This window comes from Marinomonas sp. HM11-D, assembly GCF_057626615.1.
This window is the reverse complement of the sequence record NZ_JBMMKT010000002.1, coordinates 188,467-204,254: the sequence shown is the minus strand read 5'-3', so window position 1 is coordinate 204,254 and position 15,788 is coordinate 188,467. Positions and strand designations below refer to the sequence as shown.

At 46.1% G+C, this 15,788-nt stretch carries 15 protein-coding genes; 9 read left to right on the top strand and 6 right to left on the bottom strand.

All coding sequences use genetic code 11. The features are described from left to right. Window positions 1–21 precede the first annotated feature (21 nt). Together ACOSVP_RS03370 and ACOSVP_RS03365 are read right to left on the bottom strand one after the other, a co-directional pair. The gene (locus ACOSVP_RS03370; RefSeq protein ID WP_487346076.1) at window positions 22–300 is read right to left on the bottom strand and encodes a hypothetical protein; all 279 of its coding nucleotides are present in this window, start codon (window positions 298–300) and stop codon (window positions 22–24) included. Between the two features lie 79 nt (window positions 301–379). Then, window positions 380–1,171: a class II aldolase/adducin family protein gene (locus tag ACOSVP_RS03365; RefSeq protein WP_487346075.1), complete on the bottom strand. Its 792-nt coding sequence runs from the start codon at window positions 1,169–1,171 to the stop codon at window positions 380–382. 246 nt (window positions 1,172–1,417) lie between these two features. On the opposite strand from ACOSVP_RS03365, the gene acnA reads away from it, so the two are divergent. The 9 genes from acnA (at window position 1,418) to ACOSVP_RS03320 (ending at window position 11,605) form a co-directional block, all read left to right on the top strand. Next, window positions 1,418–4,045: an aconitate hydratase AcnA gene (gene acnA / locus ACOSVP_RS03360; RefSeq protein ID WP_487346074.1), complete on the top strand. Its 2,628-nt coding sequence runs from the start codon at window positions 1,418–1,420 to the stop codon at window positions 4,043–4,045. A gap of 2 nt (window positions 4,046–4,047) precedes the next feature. After that, entirely contained in the window at window positions 4,048–5,085 is a 1,038-nt protein-coding gene (locus tag ACOSVP_RS03355; RefSeq protein WP_487346073.1) for a lactonase family protein, read from the top strand. 29 nt (window positions 5,086–5,114) lie between these two features. Then, window positions 5,115–6,098 (top strand): Bug family tripartite tricarboxylate transporter substrate binding protein, encoded by a 984-nt coding sequence (locus tag ACOSVP_RS03350; RefSeq protein WP_487346072.1) that lies wholly within the window; start codon window positions 5,115–5,117, stop codon window positions 6,096–6,098. Between the two features lie 43 nt (window positions 6,099–6,141). Further along, window positions 6,142–7,119: a Bug family tripartite tricarboxylate transporter substrate binding protein gene (locus tag ACOSVP_RS03345; protein ID WP_487346071.1), complete on the top strand. Its 978-nt coding sequence runs from the start codon at window positions 6,142–6,144 to the stop codon at window positions 7,117–7,119. Window positions 7,120–7,121: 2 nt separating this feature from the next. Continuing rightward, complete coding sequence (locus ACOSVP_RS03340; RefSeq protein WP_487346070.1) at window positions 7,122–7,559, top strand: tripartite tricarboxylate transporter TctB family protein; 438 nt, start codon at window positions 7,122–7,124, stop codon at window positions 7,557–7,559. A 3-nt stretch (window positions 7,560–7,562) separates the two neighbouring features. Then, window positions 7,563–9,080 (top strand): tripartite tricarboxylate transporter permease, encoded by a 1,518-nt coding sequence (locus ACOSVP_RS03335; RefSeq protein ID WP_487346069.1) that lies wholly within the window; start codon window positions 7,563–7,565, stop codon window positions 9,078–9,080. A 63-nt stretch (window positions 9,081–9,143) separates the two neighbouring features. After that, window positions 9,144–9,884, top strand: a complete 741-nt coding sequence (locus tag ACOSVP_RS03330) for a transporter substrate-binding domain-containing protein (protein ID WP_487346068.1) — start codon at window positions 9,144–9,146, stop codon at window positions 9,882–9,884. 24 nt (window positions 9,885–9,908) lie between these two features. Next, complete coding sequence (locus tag ACOSVP_RS03325; protein WP_487346067.1) at window positions 9,909–10,817, top strand: LysR family transcriptional regulator; 909 nt, start codon at window positions 9,909–9,911, stop codon at window positions 10,815–10,817. 92 nt (window positions 10,818–10,909) lie between these two features. Then, window positions 10,910–11,605 (top strand): hypothetical protein, encoded by a 696-nt coding sequence (locus ACOSVP_RS03320; protein ID WP_487346066.1) that lies wholly within the window; start codon window positions 10,910–10,912, stop codon window positions 11,603–11,605. A 28-nt stretch (window positions 11,606–11,633) separates the two neighbouring features. Here ACOSVP_RS03320 and ACOSVP_RS03315 read toward each other — a convergent pair whose 3' ends face one another. From ACOSVP_RS03315 to dctP, 4 genes are all read right to left on the bottom strand, one after another. Continuing rightward, window positions 11,634–12,566 (bottom strand): nucleoside recognition domain-containing protein, encoded by a 933-nt coding sequence (locus ACOSVP_RS03315; protein WP_487346065.1) that lies wholly within the window; start codon window positions 12,564–12,566, stop codon window positions 11,634–11,636. A 224-nt stretch (window positions 12,567–12,790) separates the two neighbouring features. Continuing rightward, window positions 12,791–14,083: a TRAP transporter large permease gene (locus tag ACOSVP_RS03310; protein ID WP_487346064.1), complete on the bottom strand. Its 1,293-nt coding sequence runs from the start codon at window positions 14,081–14,083 to the stop codon at window positions 12,791–12,793. A 21-nt stretch (window positions 14,084–14,104) separates the two neighbouring features. Next, the gene (locus tag ACOSVP_RS03305) at window positions 14,105–14,608 is read right to left on the bottom strand and encodes a TRAP transporter small permease (RefSeq protein WP_487346063.1); all 504 of its coding nucleotides are present in this window, start codon (window positions 14,606–14,608) and stop codon (window positions 14,105–14,107) included. Between the two features lie 75 nt (window positions 14,609–14,683). Beyond that, window positions 14,684–15,721 carry a TRAP transporter substrate-binding protein DctP gene (gene dctP / locus ACOSVP_RS03300; protein WP_487346062.1) on the bottom strand — a complete coding sequence of 346 codons (1,038 nt, stop codon included), beginning with the start codon at window positions 15,719–15,721 and terminating at the stop codon, window positions 14,684–14,686. Between the last annotated feature and the right edge of the window lie 67 nt (window positions 15,722–15,788).

Below are 15,788 nucleotides of genomic sequence, written 5' to 3'. Positions count from 1 at the left end.
TTTTTGAACGTTAAGATGCGATCAGAATAACAACTTATCAAACACCGCACAGTCGGTGTAATGGTATTCCGTATTTGCTTTCAAACGCGCCGCTTTATCCAGTAGCTTTTGCGAGGCTTCTTTCTGACGCGGTGCAATGTAGTCCGATGCCACATTTTCGCGCAGCGTGGTTAAGTACTTCTCAAGTCGCGCGGTACAATCATCTGCCTCACGCTCGGCAGCATTCACTGCTAACGTTGAAGACGCAAGCAACGCCACAGACACTAATTTCAATGTTTTTGAGAAAACAAACTTCGCCATAACCAACCTCAGACTAATTTCTTTGGCCTATTAAACCACATTGGCCATGGCGAGAGAATGCAACAAAATGAGAGCTGAACTAGTCGCGATAGCTCGGCGAGACTTTTTCCAGTAAGCGCAAGTAACCCATCCATTCCGCGTGTATACCATCACGGATACTCATTTCATCAAATTGCAGGTATTGCTTGTACACCAACTCGCTGGTCTCAGCGTCCACGGGCATAATTGGCTGCCCACTGCTTAAGACCGCCAATTGCACCTTGCAAACACGCTCTAAGTTATACATTAGTGAAAACGCTTCCCAGACACTCTCACCCATGGTCATCAAACCATGATTATCCAAAATTAAGGTTTTATTCTCAGGCCCTAGGTCGGCCACCAAGCGTTCACGCTCTTCAAGGTTTAACGCAATACCCTCGTATTTATGACGCGACACCCCTTTGTAGAATTGCAGCGCCCATTGATTAAGCGGCAGAATCTCAGATTGCATCGACGAAAAAGCCACCCCAGCGACGGTATGAGTATGCAGAGCGCATTTCACATCATGACGCGCCCCGTGAATAGCCGAGTGAATGGTAAAACCTGCTGGGTTCGCACCCATATCGCATGGGTCATCAATGATGGTGCCTTCAAGGTCAATGGTCACCAGCTCACTGGCTTTGACCTCGTCGAATCGAGTGCCGTAGGGATTAATCAGAAAATGCTCTTGATCGCCTGGTACTCGTGCGGAAATGTGCGTGTAAATACTGTCACTCATCTGAAAGTGCTCGATGAGGTGGTAAGCAGCCGCTAAGTCTACTCTGATACGTTCCACCTCAGATAAGTTTGGGTAGACATCACGTACAAAATCCTGTCCCGTTTGAGTAGTCATACTGGCTCCTTGTTATTCGAATAGTGTTCAATACCTCTGAAGCTCACGATAACCCTTCTGCGCCAAAGCAGAGGAGCTTGCTTCACTATTTACCTTAACCGAAACCGGAACCCAAATACAAAAGCTCACCTCACGACCCTTCTCCATTCGAGAAAGATGATTGCGCAAATTAACAATTTTCACGAACGTAAGGCATTTTTATACTGGTTCTAAATAACGATAAGCATCCGTTTTATAGGGCCAGTTATGCAATCACCCATTCGCGAATTTAACCATCAAGATCAATCTTATTTAATCTACGATCTTGAAGCGATTTTAGGTCAAGAGACCTTAAACGCACTGCCATTCAGCTTGCGCATCCTTGTTGAGAACATGGCTCGTAAAGCGCCACACGCTCTGGCAGGTTTTCTAGATTACTTACGTGGCGCATCCAGCGATGCCGAAGCCATGTACTACCCTAACCGCTTAATGTTCCACGACACGACTTGTCTGCCTGCATTAGCAGACTTTGCGGGCATGCGTAATATGCTAAGTGAATTGGGTGGCGATCCTAAGCAAATCAACCCTGCCATCGAAGCCGTCTTAGTAATCGACCATTCAGTGATCGTCGAAGCTTATGGTAGTGACGATGCGCTGGATAAAAACCTTGATAGCGATTACAGCAAGAATCGCGAGCGCTATGAGTTCATCAAGTGGGCACAAGAAAGCTTAGATAACTTCAAAGTGGTACCACCAGGCACAGGCATTATCCATCAGGTTAATATCGAATTTTTGGCCAAACCAATACTGACTACCAAAACTGAGCAAGGCACATTTGTTCACCCTGACAACATGGTCGCAACGGACAGCCATACGCCAATGATTAACGGTGTGGGTGTATTGGCTTGGGGGGTCGGTGGTATCGAAGGTCAAGCAGCCCTATTGGGTGAACCCATAACCTTGTCATTGCCAAAAGTGGTGGGTGTTCATCTAACAGGTGCAACGAAACCTGGCGTAACAGCGATGGATGTCGCCCTGACTTTGGCACAAATGTTCCGCAGCCATGGCGTGGTCGGCAAGTTCATCGAATTCCACGGTGAAGGTGTGGCAGCACTGGATTGGGCGGCTCGTGCGACCATTTCCAATATGGCACCTGAGTACGGCGCCACGGTGGTGTACTTCCCTATCGATAACGAAGCCTTGTCTTTCTTTGAACAAAGTGGTCGTGACTCGGCTGACTGTGATTTGGCCAAACACTACTACCAAGATCAAAAACTGTGGCATGAAAACACAGAAACGATCCGCTACGATGAAACCCTTGCATTGGATTTAAGTAAAGTAGAGCCATCTGTTGCTGGCCCTCACCTACCTCATGAGCATTTAGCGCTAAGCCAACTAGCGACGAGCTACCGTGATGCGGTGCAACCTGAACCTGTTGCTGTCGAACGCGATGCAAACCGTATCAACACTTGCTTCCAAGATGACCAAGAAATTGACCATGGTTTGGTCGCTATCGCGGCCATCACCAGCTGTACCAACGCGGGTAACCCACGTGAATTAATTCAAGCAGGTCTGTTTGCACGCAATGCGGTTACTAAAGGTTTACTACCAAAAGCGTGGGTCAAAACGTCGTTCTCCCCTGCTTCTAAAGTGGCTCGTCGCTACCTAGATCGTACCGGATTGCAACAAGACTTAGATCAACTTGGCTTTAATATTACCGGCTTTGGCTGTATGACCTGTATCGGTAACTCAGGTGATGTATTACCGGAAGTAGATACCCTGATTTCACAGGGCGTCGATTGCGTCGGTGTATTGTCAGGTAACCGAAACTTTCAAGGCCGCGTCAACCCACGCATTTCCAACGCTTACTTAATGTCACCAGTGATGACTATCGCCTTTGCCTTGGCGGGTAATGTGAAAGCCTCGTTAACGGATGCTGCTTACCTTGATCAAGCGGGTCAGGCGTTTGCACTGATGGATTTGATGCCGACGGATCAAGAGGTGGAACAGGTACTTAATGAGTGCATGGCAACCGATGACTATCAGCAAGAGTTAGCCTCTCTTTGGAACGGCGATCATCGCTGGCAAGCACTGAGTGCCAAAGAGTCGGTGTTGTTCCCTTGGAAAGAAGAATCGAATTACTTACGTCGTCCGCAATACCTACAGTCAGTACCGGCACAAAAACCTGGCGTCAGCAAACTAGAGAAAGCCAAGGTGCTGATGCATTTGGGTGACAACATCACCACCGACCATATTTCCCCAGCCAGCAGTATTCCAAAGAACAGCTTAGCGGGTGAATACCTAATCAGCCGTGGTGAAGACCCAAGCAAGCTAAACCAGTTTTCAACCCGTCGTAGTAACCACGAAGTGATGCTACGCGGTGCCTTTATCAACCCGAAATTGGTGAATAAGCAACGCGTTGCACAAGGTAAATTGGCCGTGCTTGGTGCAGATGGTGAGCTTTACCACTCAGTTTACCAAGGTGCTCAGACGCATATTGCCAAAAACCAACCGTTAATGATTTTTGCGGGACGTAACTTTGGCTCTGGTTCAAGCCGAGACTGGGCAGCGAAATCACAAGCACTGCTGGGTGTAAAAGCCGTCGTCGCGATCAGCTTTGAACGTATTCACCGCAGCAATCTCATTGGTATGGGTGTACTGCCTCTGGTGGTAGACGATGTTCACGCTTACGAACAAGTGTCTCTAAACGGTACTGAGTTGGTCAGCGTCACCTCTGAACAAGCATTAAATGTTGGTTTCAACCAACTCACCGTTGAAGCAGAAGGCCTAGAGAGTTTCACCGTGTCGATCTTTATCGATTCGAAGCAAGAACTTGAATACTTGGAACACCAAGGCATTTTACCTTGCATGCTACGTAAGAAACTTGAGGCTTAAGTATGTTTGCATATGTTGGCTGCCGTACAACTAAACGACGCAATGCACGTGGCACAGGCATACAAGTATGGAAGGTATCTGACGACTTTAAGAATTGGACCAAAGCCAGTTCATTTGAGCCGTTAGAAAACCCTTCCTACCTGTTGCTCAACACACGTCAAGATCGTTTGTACTGTATCCATGGGGATCGCAGTGAGATCTCTGCCTTTGCTATCGATCCTTTTTACGGTTCATTAAGCCTTATTAATCAGGTGAGCACCGGTGGGGCCAATCCTGTACACCTAGCCTTTGATGCAGATGAGCGACATATCATGGTGTCAAACCATATTTCGAGCTCTGTCGCTTTGATTGGCGTTGATGGGCAGACAGGGGCTTTAACAGAGCGTACGGATATCTTTGAGATAACCGATAAGCCTGGGCCTCATCGTTTAGAACAATTGTTTCCAAAACCACATGCGAATCCATTACATCGTAATGGCCGTTTTTATGTGCCGGATAAAGGGACCGATTTGGTGCTGTCGTTTGCTGTAAACGAAGGCCAGTTCGTTACTGAAGATGTCCATAAAACACCGATGAGAGAAGGCTCAGGTCCACGACACATGACCTTCCATCCAAAGTTGGAGATTGCTTATTGCGTTAATGAGCTCGACTCCAGCTTGACAACTTTCGCCATTCGGGAAAACGGTGAATTGTCACCGCTGCAATGTATCACGACGGTGAAATCCTGCTTCACTGATTTTAACCGAGCTGCTGGGATAACGATTAACAGCACTGGCACTCAGTTATTTGTCTCCAATCGTGGTGAAGACTCGGTGTCCGTCTTTAATCTGGACGCGCAAGGATTGCCAAACTTTGCTTATAGCATCGCCACCGAAGGGAAAACTCCGCGTTTTATCGATGTTGACACCTTTATGGGGTATTTACACGTCGCCAATGAAGACAGCGACACCATCACGAGTTTCAAAATAAATGAAAACACTGCGGAGCGTGTTCATACGCTCCGCACACCAAGCCCTGTGTGCGTTGTTTTCAAATACTAGCGTTAGATCACTCATGAGGAACAATAAAAATGAAAAAAGTACTCAGCTTTACCCTATCCGCCCTGCTTGCTACTGGCGCAGTTACTACGATAGCCGCACCAGAACAGCCTAAAGGCAAACTGGAATGTATCGCACCGGCCGATCCTGGCGGCGGTTGGGACTTTACTTGTCGTCAGTTCGCATCCGCACTGCGTCAAGAAGGTTTGATCGATAAGGGCATGCAAACGGTCAATATGACTGGTGCTGCGGGCGGTGTAGCCTTTGCTCACGTGGTGAGTAAACGTAATGGTGATGCAGGCTTGATTGTAGCGGCATCATCCTCCAACGCAACGCGCTTGGCACAAAATCAATACCCTGGCATGGATGAATCCATGGTGACTTGGATCGGCACACTGGGGGCTGACTACGCCGTGATTGCCGCACGCAGTGACTACCAATACAACACGATCAACGAAGTAGTGGAAAGTGTTAAGCAGGATCCGCATTCGGTCAAATTCGCAGGTGGCAGCGGCATGCTGGGCTGGGATCAATTAAACCTTTTGCAAGTGATGAACAGCGGCGGCGTGTCCGTGGATAACCTTAAAAAGCTGACTTACTTAGACTTCAATAATGGCGCGACAGCCATCACGCAGATATTGGGCGGTCACTTGGACATTGTAGTGGGTGACATGTCAGAAGTTACCAGCTTCTTAGAAAGTGGTGACTTAAAAGTATTAGCGGTGCTGGCTGAAAAGCGCTTACCAGCCCCTTACGCTGATCTTAAAACTGCCAAAGAACAAGGAATTAACGTGGTTGCCCCTAACTGGCGTGGATTCTACATGCCTACTGGCATCTCAGAAGACGAGCGTCAGTACTGGATCAACAACCTAAATACCGTCTACGAAAGTGACTACTGGAAAGACATTATGAAGAAAAATGCCCTTTCCCCTTTCAATATTTCAGGCCCTCAACTTGATGAGTTCCTGACTCACCAGATCGGTGAAATCCGATCTATTTTTGAGATCCTGCGCTAGCGCAGGGTCTTCTTAGGTCATTGATAAAAATAAGGACAACACAATGAAACTAACACGTACCTTAATTGCTACCGCAGCTGTGTCACTATTCAGTTTGTCAGCCAGCGCTTATGAGACACCAAGCAAAGTTTCCTGTATCGCCCCATCAAGCCCAGGTGGTGGTTGGGATTTTACCTGCCGTATCGGCGGTAAAGTGATGCATGAGTTAGGTATCAGTAAAAACCCAGTGCAAACCGTGAATATGCCTGGTGCAGGCGGCGGCGTGGCTTTTTCTCACGTGGTGAGTAAACGTGAAGGCGAGGAAGGCCTCTTGATCGCTGCATCGACGGCCGTGCCAACGCGTTTGGCACAAGGCCAATACCCAGGTTTGAGTGACGACATGGTGACTTGGATCGGTACCCTAGGCTCTGACTATGGCGTGATCGCCGTAGCAAAAGATTCTAAATACCAAAACCTAAACCAGCTAATGGATGCCATGAAAGCGGATGCTAAATCAGTAAAATTCGCCGGTGCCAGCGCAACAGGTGGCTGGGATCATTTGAAAATGCTGATCACGGCTAAAGCCGCAGGTGTCGAAGACTTGAAACACATTGGCTACCTATCGTTTAACAACGGTGGTGATGCGGTGACGCAAGTGGTGGGCGGTCACGTTGATGCCTTCACTGGTGATGTGTCGGAAGCGAAAGGTTTTATGGAGTCAGGTCATCTACGTGTGTTAGCGGTGCTATCTGATCAGCGCTTACCTGGAGAACAATTCTCACACATTCCAACAGCGAAAGAGCAAGGTATTGATGCAATCGGCCCTAACTGGCGCGGTTTCTATATGCCAGCAAAAATCTCTCCAGAAGCAAAGCAATACTGGATCGATTCTTTAAACAAGATGTATGACAGCCCTGAGTGGAAAGCTGTGATGGCGAGCAACGGTCTGATGCCGTTCCATTATTCGGGTGAAGCGTTTGAGCAAATGATCCGTAAGCAAGAAAAAGACATTGCTGAGTTATCTAAGGAACTAGGCTTCTAATTATGCAAATCGACAAAACCATTTTTGGTGGTGTCATGTTCTCCCTAGCCGTCGCGTACGGCTGGGGAGCTATGCACATCCCTGAACCATACGGCGGCTCTGAGGCCATTGGCCCAGCAACCTTTCCTTACATTTTAGCAGTCATTTTAGGGATTTGTAGTCTGCTTTATATGATCAAACCTTCGGCTGAGACTAAATGGCCCATTGGTCGATCTTTCATCGAAATCTGTGGTGTGATTGTCACCCTATTTCTGTACACCATTTTAATAGAGCCCGTAGGCTTTATCTTAGCCACCATTATTTGTGTGAGTTTTATGTCTTGGCGCTTAGGAGCCCCGATAAAAACAGCCGCACTGGTGTCATCTATCGGCTCAATTGTGATTTTTAGCTTGTTTAACTTTGGCTTGGATCTTCCCTTGCCAATCGGTTTTGGAGTGTAAGCTATGGATGTATTTTCCCATTTAATGGACGGCTTTGCCGTCGCCCTTAGCCTACAAAACTTAACCTTTGCTTTATTTGGTTGTTTTATTGGTACCCTAATCGGCTCTCTCCCTGGACTTGGTCCAGCAAACGGCGTTGCGATTTTAATTCCGCTAGCCTTCAGCCTGGGTTTACCAGCCGATACGGCCTTGATCATGCTGACCTCAGTTTATTGTGGTGCCATGTACGGCGGTCGAATTTCATCCATCCTGTTGAACATTCCAGGGGATGAACCAGCGATGATGACCTGTCTAGATGGTTATCCAATGGCGAAAAAAGGTCGCGCCGCAGAAGCGCTAGCCCTATCCGCTATTGCCTCTTTTATCGGTAGTTTTATTGCCACTATTGGCATGATTTTCTTAGCGCCAATCATGGCAAAGTTTGCTCTAAGCTTCGGCCCTGCGGAATACTTTGCCCTATTTGTTTTAGCCTTCGCCACCCTAGGTGGTGTGACGGGTGGAAACCCAATTGGCACCTTGATGGCGGCGGCGATCGGTCTAATGATTGCAACCGTGGGCATCGATATTTCCACCGGCACACAGCGCTTTACTTTCAACATGCTTGAGCTCTACGAAGGTGTTGATTTTATTATCGCCATCGTCGGTTTGTTTGCTTTATCTGAACTGATCTTATTTGTGGAAGAGCACCATAGTGATGTGGTGCGTAAGATGATCAAGGTAAACAAACTAAAGCTTAGCTGGAAAGACTTTACCAACATTCTACCCACTTCTATTCGTGGCGGTTTGCTGGGTTTCGTTGCAGGTGTATTGCCTGGTGCCGGCGCATCACTGGGCAGTTTTATCAGTTACACCATCGAAAAACGAATTGTGGGTGATAAAGGTCATTTTGGCGAAGGGGATGCTAAAGGTATTGCCGCACCAGAAGCCGGTAACAATGGTGCTGCATCGGGTGCCCTAGTTCCTATGCTAACCCTAGGGGTACCTGGCAGTGGCACCACAGCGGTGTTGTTGGCCATGCTCATCTCGCTAAACGTGACGCCAGGTCCGCTGATGTTTACTCAGCATGCGGACGTGGTATGGGGCGTGATCGCAGCTCTATTACTGGGTAACGTTTTACTGCTGGCAATGAACATCCCTATGGTGGGTATCTTCGTTAAATTATTATCGATCCCAACACGTTACTTACTGCCAATGGTGGCCGTAGTTGCTTTCGTTGGTATTTACTCAATCAGCCACTCGGTATTAGACCTACTGTTCATGTGTGTCTTCGGTGTGATTGGTTACATTCTTCGTAAGATCGGCATTCCTTTAGTGCCTATTATCTTGGGTATGCTACTCGGCCCAGAGATGGAGAAAAACTTACGTCACGCCATTCAGCTATCAAATGGCGACTGGAATATTCTTTGGAGCAGTGGTTTGTCCATTGGTCTTTGGAGCGTAGCAGCAATGGGCTTAATCCTTCCTGTGATTATAGGCCCTCTCATTAAGAAACGTATGGCGGCAAAGCAAGCCAAAGCTTAATGAGTTGCCCCTCATCGAACATGAGGGGCTTTTTTTTGGATAAGAACAATTTGGAGAACAGCCATGAGTCATATTGAAACGCTCCTGCCGAACAAAACCCTTCGCGTAGCGATTAACTTTGGCAACGCCGTATTGGCACAAAAGATCAGCGACAGCGAATTTACAGGCGTGTCGGTATCCCTTGCTCGGTTTATCTGTGAGCAACTAGGCGTGACACCTGAATTCAAATTTTATCAATCCGCTGGCAGCGTGGTAGACGATGCCGAGCACAATGCTTGGGATATTGCCTTTTTAGCGCGCGATAAACAGCGCGCAGTTCATCTAGGCTTTACTAGCCCATATGTAGTCATTGAAGGCGCTTATTTGGTGCATACCGACAGCCCATATCGGGTTTCAGCAGATATTGACCAAGCAGGCCTGTCTTTAAGTGTCGGTAAGAATGCTGCCTATGATTTGTTTCTAACACGCACTCTACAACACGCAAAGATTGTTCGTGCTCCGACCACACCTTTAGCCGTGGATTACTTTATTGAGCAAAACTTGACGGCAGGTGCCGGCGTCCGGGCACCATTGCTTCGCTTCGCTGAAGCAAATCCGCAATACCGTGTGCTAGACGATAGCTTTATGTCGATTGAACAAGCCTTAGCCTTTAATCGTCGTTTAGAACCACTGCGCGACACCTTGCAAGTGCTAGTCGAAGAGTTTAAAGCCAAGGGGATGGCTCGTGCAGCGCTGGACCAAACCGAGCAGCACGACGCGGCCGTTGCTGAGCTTGATCAAATTTCTCATTACGAGATCATCTAGTTTTGCGTATGATTGGGGGCTGATATGGACTCTCCAGTGCGAAATAGCAGTATGAAATACGACCTTACCAGCCTTTATCTTTTTATGTGTGTTGCGGAAGAACGCAGTATCTCTGCGGCTTCCAGACGCGCTCATACCGCCATATCGGCAATAAGTAAACGCATTACTGATCTTGAAGAAAAAGTCGGTGTGCAACTGTTTATAAGAAAAGCCAAAGGCGTTGAACTTACATCCGCGGGGCACTTAATGTACCAACGCTGTGGTGTGATTTTTGATTCACTGCAAAATATCGATTTGGATATGTCTGGATTTGCTGAAGGTATTAGTGGTGAGATTCGCATCGCTTCTACTACCGCCGTGCTGACGCAATTCCTACCTAATGATATTGCCAAGTTTTCTCGTGAATTCCCGAATGTGTCTTTCAATATTGAAGAGCGCATGGGCTATGGTGTAGTAGATTTGATCTTAAATAACGAGGTGGATCTTGGTTTCCTTTCTGAAAACACACCAGTCCCGTCGGGAATAGAGTTGCAACCCTACCGTCAGGATCAGATCGTCGTGGGTGTCCCACTGAATCACCCTTTAACAGAATTTGAATCTGTCACCTTAAAGCAAGTTCTAAACTACCCAATTATTGGTTCCCATAAAGATAGCGCGCTTTATTCATTACTGACGCGACACGCCAGCTCGATCACCCACCTGTTTGAGGCCAAAATCAAAGTCAGCAGCTTTGATTGCATGTGTAACCTTATTGTTGGTGGACTTGGTATCGGACTTTTACCAAGCTACATTGTTGATATTTACGCAAACAGCATCGGTATGAGTAAAGTGACTTTGAATGAGCCTTGGGCAAATCGTAACCTATTCGTTGCCTACTCCGCTTATCAGTCTCAATCCCCAGCGGTGAAAAAGTTTTTAGATCAGGTGCTTTAAAGGTTTTGTGGTACAGTAAGCCACCACACGGAAACAGTGGTGAGACATCTAATGTTTGTGGTGATCTTGTTGACACATGGAGGTGATAGACAGTGCTATTTCAGATCGTAAAGGCTGCCTTGATGACGCTTGCTCTGACCGGTGGCGCAGTGCAGGCACAGCTGCTTAGTTTCACGAAAACATCTGAGCCACCGCTGACCGACGCAGCTAAAGCTCAGATCGAAGCGATGAATATAAGTGAGCTTCGAGCAGTACAAACTCATTACCGAGAGCTATTGGAAAGCACTTTTGGTTATCTTCGACTTGTGAGCGGTAGCCGTCCTCAAGACCCTTCTCTAGTCCGAGCTCTGCTGAAAAGGCAGTACATTAGTAATATTTATGCCCTTAAGCATAAAGCCGCAGAAGTCATACCGCAGTTCAACCAAGCCGTAGAGTTGGCGTTAGAAAAGCGCCAACCGGTACAGTTGTTTTTACACGATATAAAACTGATCGGAAACGGTGAAGAATGCTCCGTCAATCCCATCCTTGAAACAGTCAGCATGGCTGAGCTTCACGGGCTGATCTTTACCTGTAATGAGCAGGATTTGCAGAAGCTGGAACCTGAATACCTCCAAGTAATAGCCTACTCCAGTGACTACTTTATTCGCTTTAAAAACGGCGGCAAAGTTATTCCAGTAAACCCTCTTCTGAGCGATACGCAAACTCGCCCATTTACCCTATCCGATTCAAAGACTGAGATTGTGGTGACTGGCAAGATCAGTATCAAGCCAGTGAAAAATGGGTTCTAAGATAAATCGTCATCTGACTTGGTTTTACTCACCAAAACCAAACAATATGAATCACAGCACGCACCAATAAACCAACACCTGCGCCAGCCAAGGCATAGCGAAAAGTTCGCCCAATGCGTGGACCAATCGCTGAAAAAAGCGCTAAGCCAACCAAATCCACTGGGTTACTGGCCAAACCAGCGATAATATTTAAGTCTCTAACCGACAAGGCGCCTTGTTCTACTTGGTCAATGATGACACCAAGATAGGCTGTGCCCCCTGCGATATATTTAGTAATGATCGGTAGTACTGCGGCCCCTGGTAACCCAAGGATAGAAAACACAGGCGCAAGCCATTCTGATAGCACTGAGATCACTTGAAAGTCTTTCAGCAGGGTAAGAATAAACAGTGTAATGACTAACATGGGTAACATGTTGATCGCTATCTTCATTCCCTCTGTCCCACCTTCGGATAAAGATTGCACAATCGATTTCTTAACGGGTTGGGTGGTGTCTAATAGCTCAACTTGACCATCAGGAATGGTCACATTACGCATTAACAAGTAATAGGTTACCCAAGAGGCTATGACACCACCAATAATGGAGGATGCCAGCAAGACCCAAATATTGATGCCGTAAGCAATCATAGGAAAAGAGGCATTGCCTTGCGTCAGGGTTAAAACCAGTGCCATGGACGCTGCTAATTTGCGCGGATCGGGCTCTAATATCTCGAGTTTTGCTAAGGAGGGAAACGGAGCAATCGAACTGACAAATAGCATTTTGATGGCCGCGACAAGACTTAAGCCCGACGCGCCAAAACTATTGGTAATGCGCGAAAGTTTAATCGACAGCCAGGCTAGAACTCCCTTATTTTCAAATAGCTTCATTAACCCGCCCATTACGACGGTAATAGGAAGCATAAGATATAAGACTAGATCGATCGCCAGCTTTCCCGAATATTGAATGTTTTCAATAAAATCCATTCTACATCACTTCTAAATGTATTTTTGACCATGCATAAAAAAGGAGAAGTATGCCTAATTTGGGTCGCACATACTTCTCCAACAGATGATTAAAACAGACAATAACATAACGCTTTATTAGCACAGGACTGTATTACTAGACGGTCTCCCCATTTACGACTATCTGGCCCTGCCTTATTGCCTGTTCAAATCAACGCCCCCCATAGAGCTCAAGGAACAGCAGCTTACATGTAGCCAAATAATTTAGGCAGATATAATGCCAACGGCGGCCAGTAGGTAGTCACTAACATCACTGGCAAGGCCGCAAAGAACATAAAGAATAAGGCTGGCTTCATGACCTGACTCATCCCTACCTTACCAATACGACAAGTCATAAATAGAATTGGTGCCATTGGTGGGCTATTACAACCGATAACGACACTGGTACCCACGATGGCGGCAAATTGAATTGGGTCGACACCAATACTCACCATGACAGGCAGTAGCAAAGGACTAATAATCGCTACCACACTCACATCGTCCATGATCATACCGAGCAAAATCAAAAACACATTAACAATTAATAGGATCAAGATTTTATTTTGGAATGTGTCCATGAGTAGTTCAGTTAACTCTTGTGGCACACGTTCAAAAGTAAAAATTCGGCTTGAAACAAATGAGAACAGCAAAATAACCATGATGACACCGGTAGTTGCTGCTGCGCCGATTAAACAACGACCTAATTCTTTAAAAGACAATTCTTTATAAACAAATAAACCGACAGGAATTGCATATACCACAGCGATGGCCGCCGCTTCTGTTGGCGTAAATACACCTCCATAGATACCACCTAGAATAATAACGGGTAGCATCAAAGCAGGAATGGCCTTCCAGAAATTTTTATTAATTAAATCAGCACGCTCTTTGAAAGTTAACTTAACAACTTCGCCTGGGGCATTGCGCATTTTGAGCCAGTTAAGAAAACATAGCAGGATGATTAATAGGATACCTGGACCAATGGTCGCCAAGAAACAGGCTGCGACCGATTGGCGTGTTACAACCGCGTACAAGATCATGGTCAAGCTTGGCGGAATCAACAAACCAAGCAATGAAGAAATACCCAACAAAGCGCTAGTGTATTCACGCTTATAGCCATGTTTCTCCATGGGACCAATCATAATCGTACCGATCGAAGCCACAGCAGCCGATGCAGTACCTGAAATAGCACCAAATACGCCACAGGCCATCACCATGGAAGAGCCCATACCAGTACGTGATTTACCTACTAGCGATTCCACGAAATAGACCAAACGTGAAGCCATACCACCGGCTTGCATCAAGTAGCCCGTCATGACAAATAAAGGTAACGCTAACAGAATAATTGAGTTAACTGACCAAAACCCTGTGGTCATTAATGATGAAACGTCCACTTCATACACAATGGATAAAACTAAGGTCATAGCAGCGAATGAATAAACAACCGGAACACCGATCATCATTAACACTATTACTGCCCCGATTGCTAATAAAGCACCCATAAAATAACCCTCAAACAGTCATTAAAGTTTAATAAATTTCTGGCAATCTTTAATTAAATCTCTAAACAAATAGAAAGCCAAAGCAACGCTACCGGCAAACAAACTACTTTGAGAGATATACCAAGGCATTTTAAATACTGGAGTGGTCTGCGACCTTGCAAAAGAGAATGACATTAATTCATAACTCCAAGAAACAAAATAGCATGCCATAATGATGGAAATGATTGTTGCAACGACAGAGAAACCGGCAAGAACCTTTTCGTTTTTAAAAATAACAGCAACAAAGTCTGCCGTTAGATGTGAGCGATCCTTAGCGGCCATCACGGCGCCCAAAAGGTACAGCCACATAGCTGAGATCAGAACCAGCTCTTCGAGCCCAAAGACTGGAGCGTCTAATATAGATCTGCTAAATACTCCCCAAGCCAACATTGTGGCAATTGCAATACTTAGTAGAACTATAATAGGTGATATTACAAACGTTATTACCTTATCGATTAGAGCGACAAGACTGTTGAGAGAGAACATAAAAACCTCGAGGACAACAGATAAAGGCAGTTAAAGGATTAACTGCCTTTAGATATAAGAAATTATAGACAGTAATTATTGCGGTACCGAAGCATTCGCACGAATTTTATCCATAATTTCTTTACCAATTGATTGCTCCGCAATTGGCCATACTTCTTCGCGTACTTTCTTAACCCAAACGCTCATTTCTTCTGCGTTCGGCTCAATGTACTGCATACCATTTTCTTTTGCCGTCTTGATCCATTTATCGTCTTCTAACTTAGCTTCAACAAACTTTAGGTTAATCACTTGTTGAGCTGCGTCTTCGATAATGGCTTGGTCTTCTGCATCCAGAGACTCCCAAGTGGCATTATTCATTAACATACCGTAAGAAGAAAAATTATGTTTCGTATGGACATAGTAATCTAGCTGATCGCGGAAGTACTCGTAGTCGTAGTAAATAACGTTGCTTGAATCACCATCAACCACCCCAGTTTGAATTGAGGTGTACACTTCGTTCCAGTCGATTGGCACCGCTTGGAAACCCATCGCTTGGATCGTCTGTGGTAGCGGGAACACTGGAGCTGAACGTACTTTCAGGCCTTGCTCCACCGCTTGTTGGTAGTTGGTTGCATACTTGCCCTTAGTGGCTACACCACCAAAACCTTCTGGGTAAGGACCAAAGTATTTAAGACCGATGTCTTGGTACAGTGGGCCAAAAATTTCTTTCAACCAACCGCCTTCGCCGTAGGCTTTTAGTGCATCTTCCCAGCCCAACGTTAGGTAAGGAATATAATTCACACCAAGGCGTTCATCGTAAGAGGTTTGTGGCCAAGTTAGCATCATATCAATGTTGCCATGGACTAGCTGGTCAAATAGCTCTTGCTGACCGCCTAGCTCGCCTTGATAAAAGATATTGACCTTCATTCGACCGTCAGAATTCTTTTTAATCAGATCCGCCCACATCTGCATCGATTTACCTGAAGCAGAATCACGATCACCCGATTCTAAAGCCAAACTGAACTTGTGATTATCACTGCTAGCAAAAGCTGCACTCATACCTGCTACCGCAAGCGTGGTAGTGACTGCGAATAGCTTGGTGTATTTCAAGCTTGTTGTAATTACTGTATTCATCGTTCCAGTTCCTTTATTTATGGTTTTTAAACTCGGTTTAAAAACCATCTTGTTAAACTTATTCTGG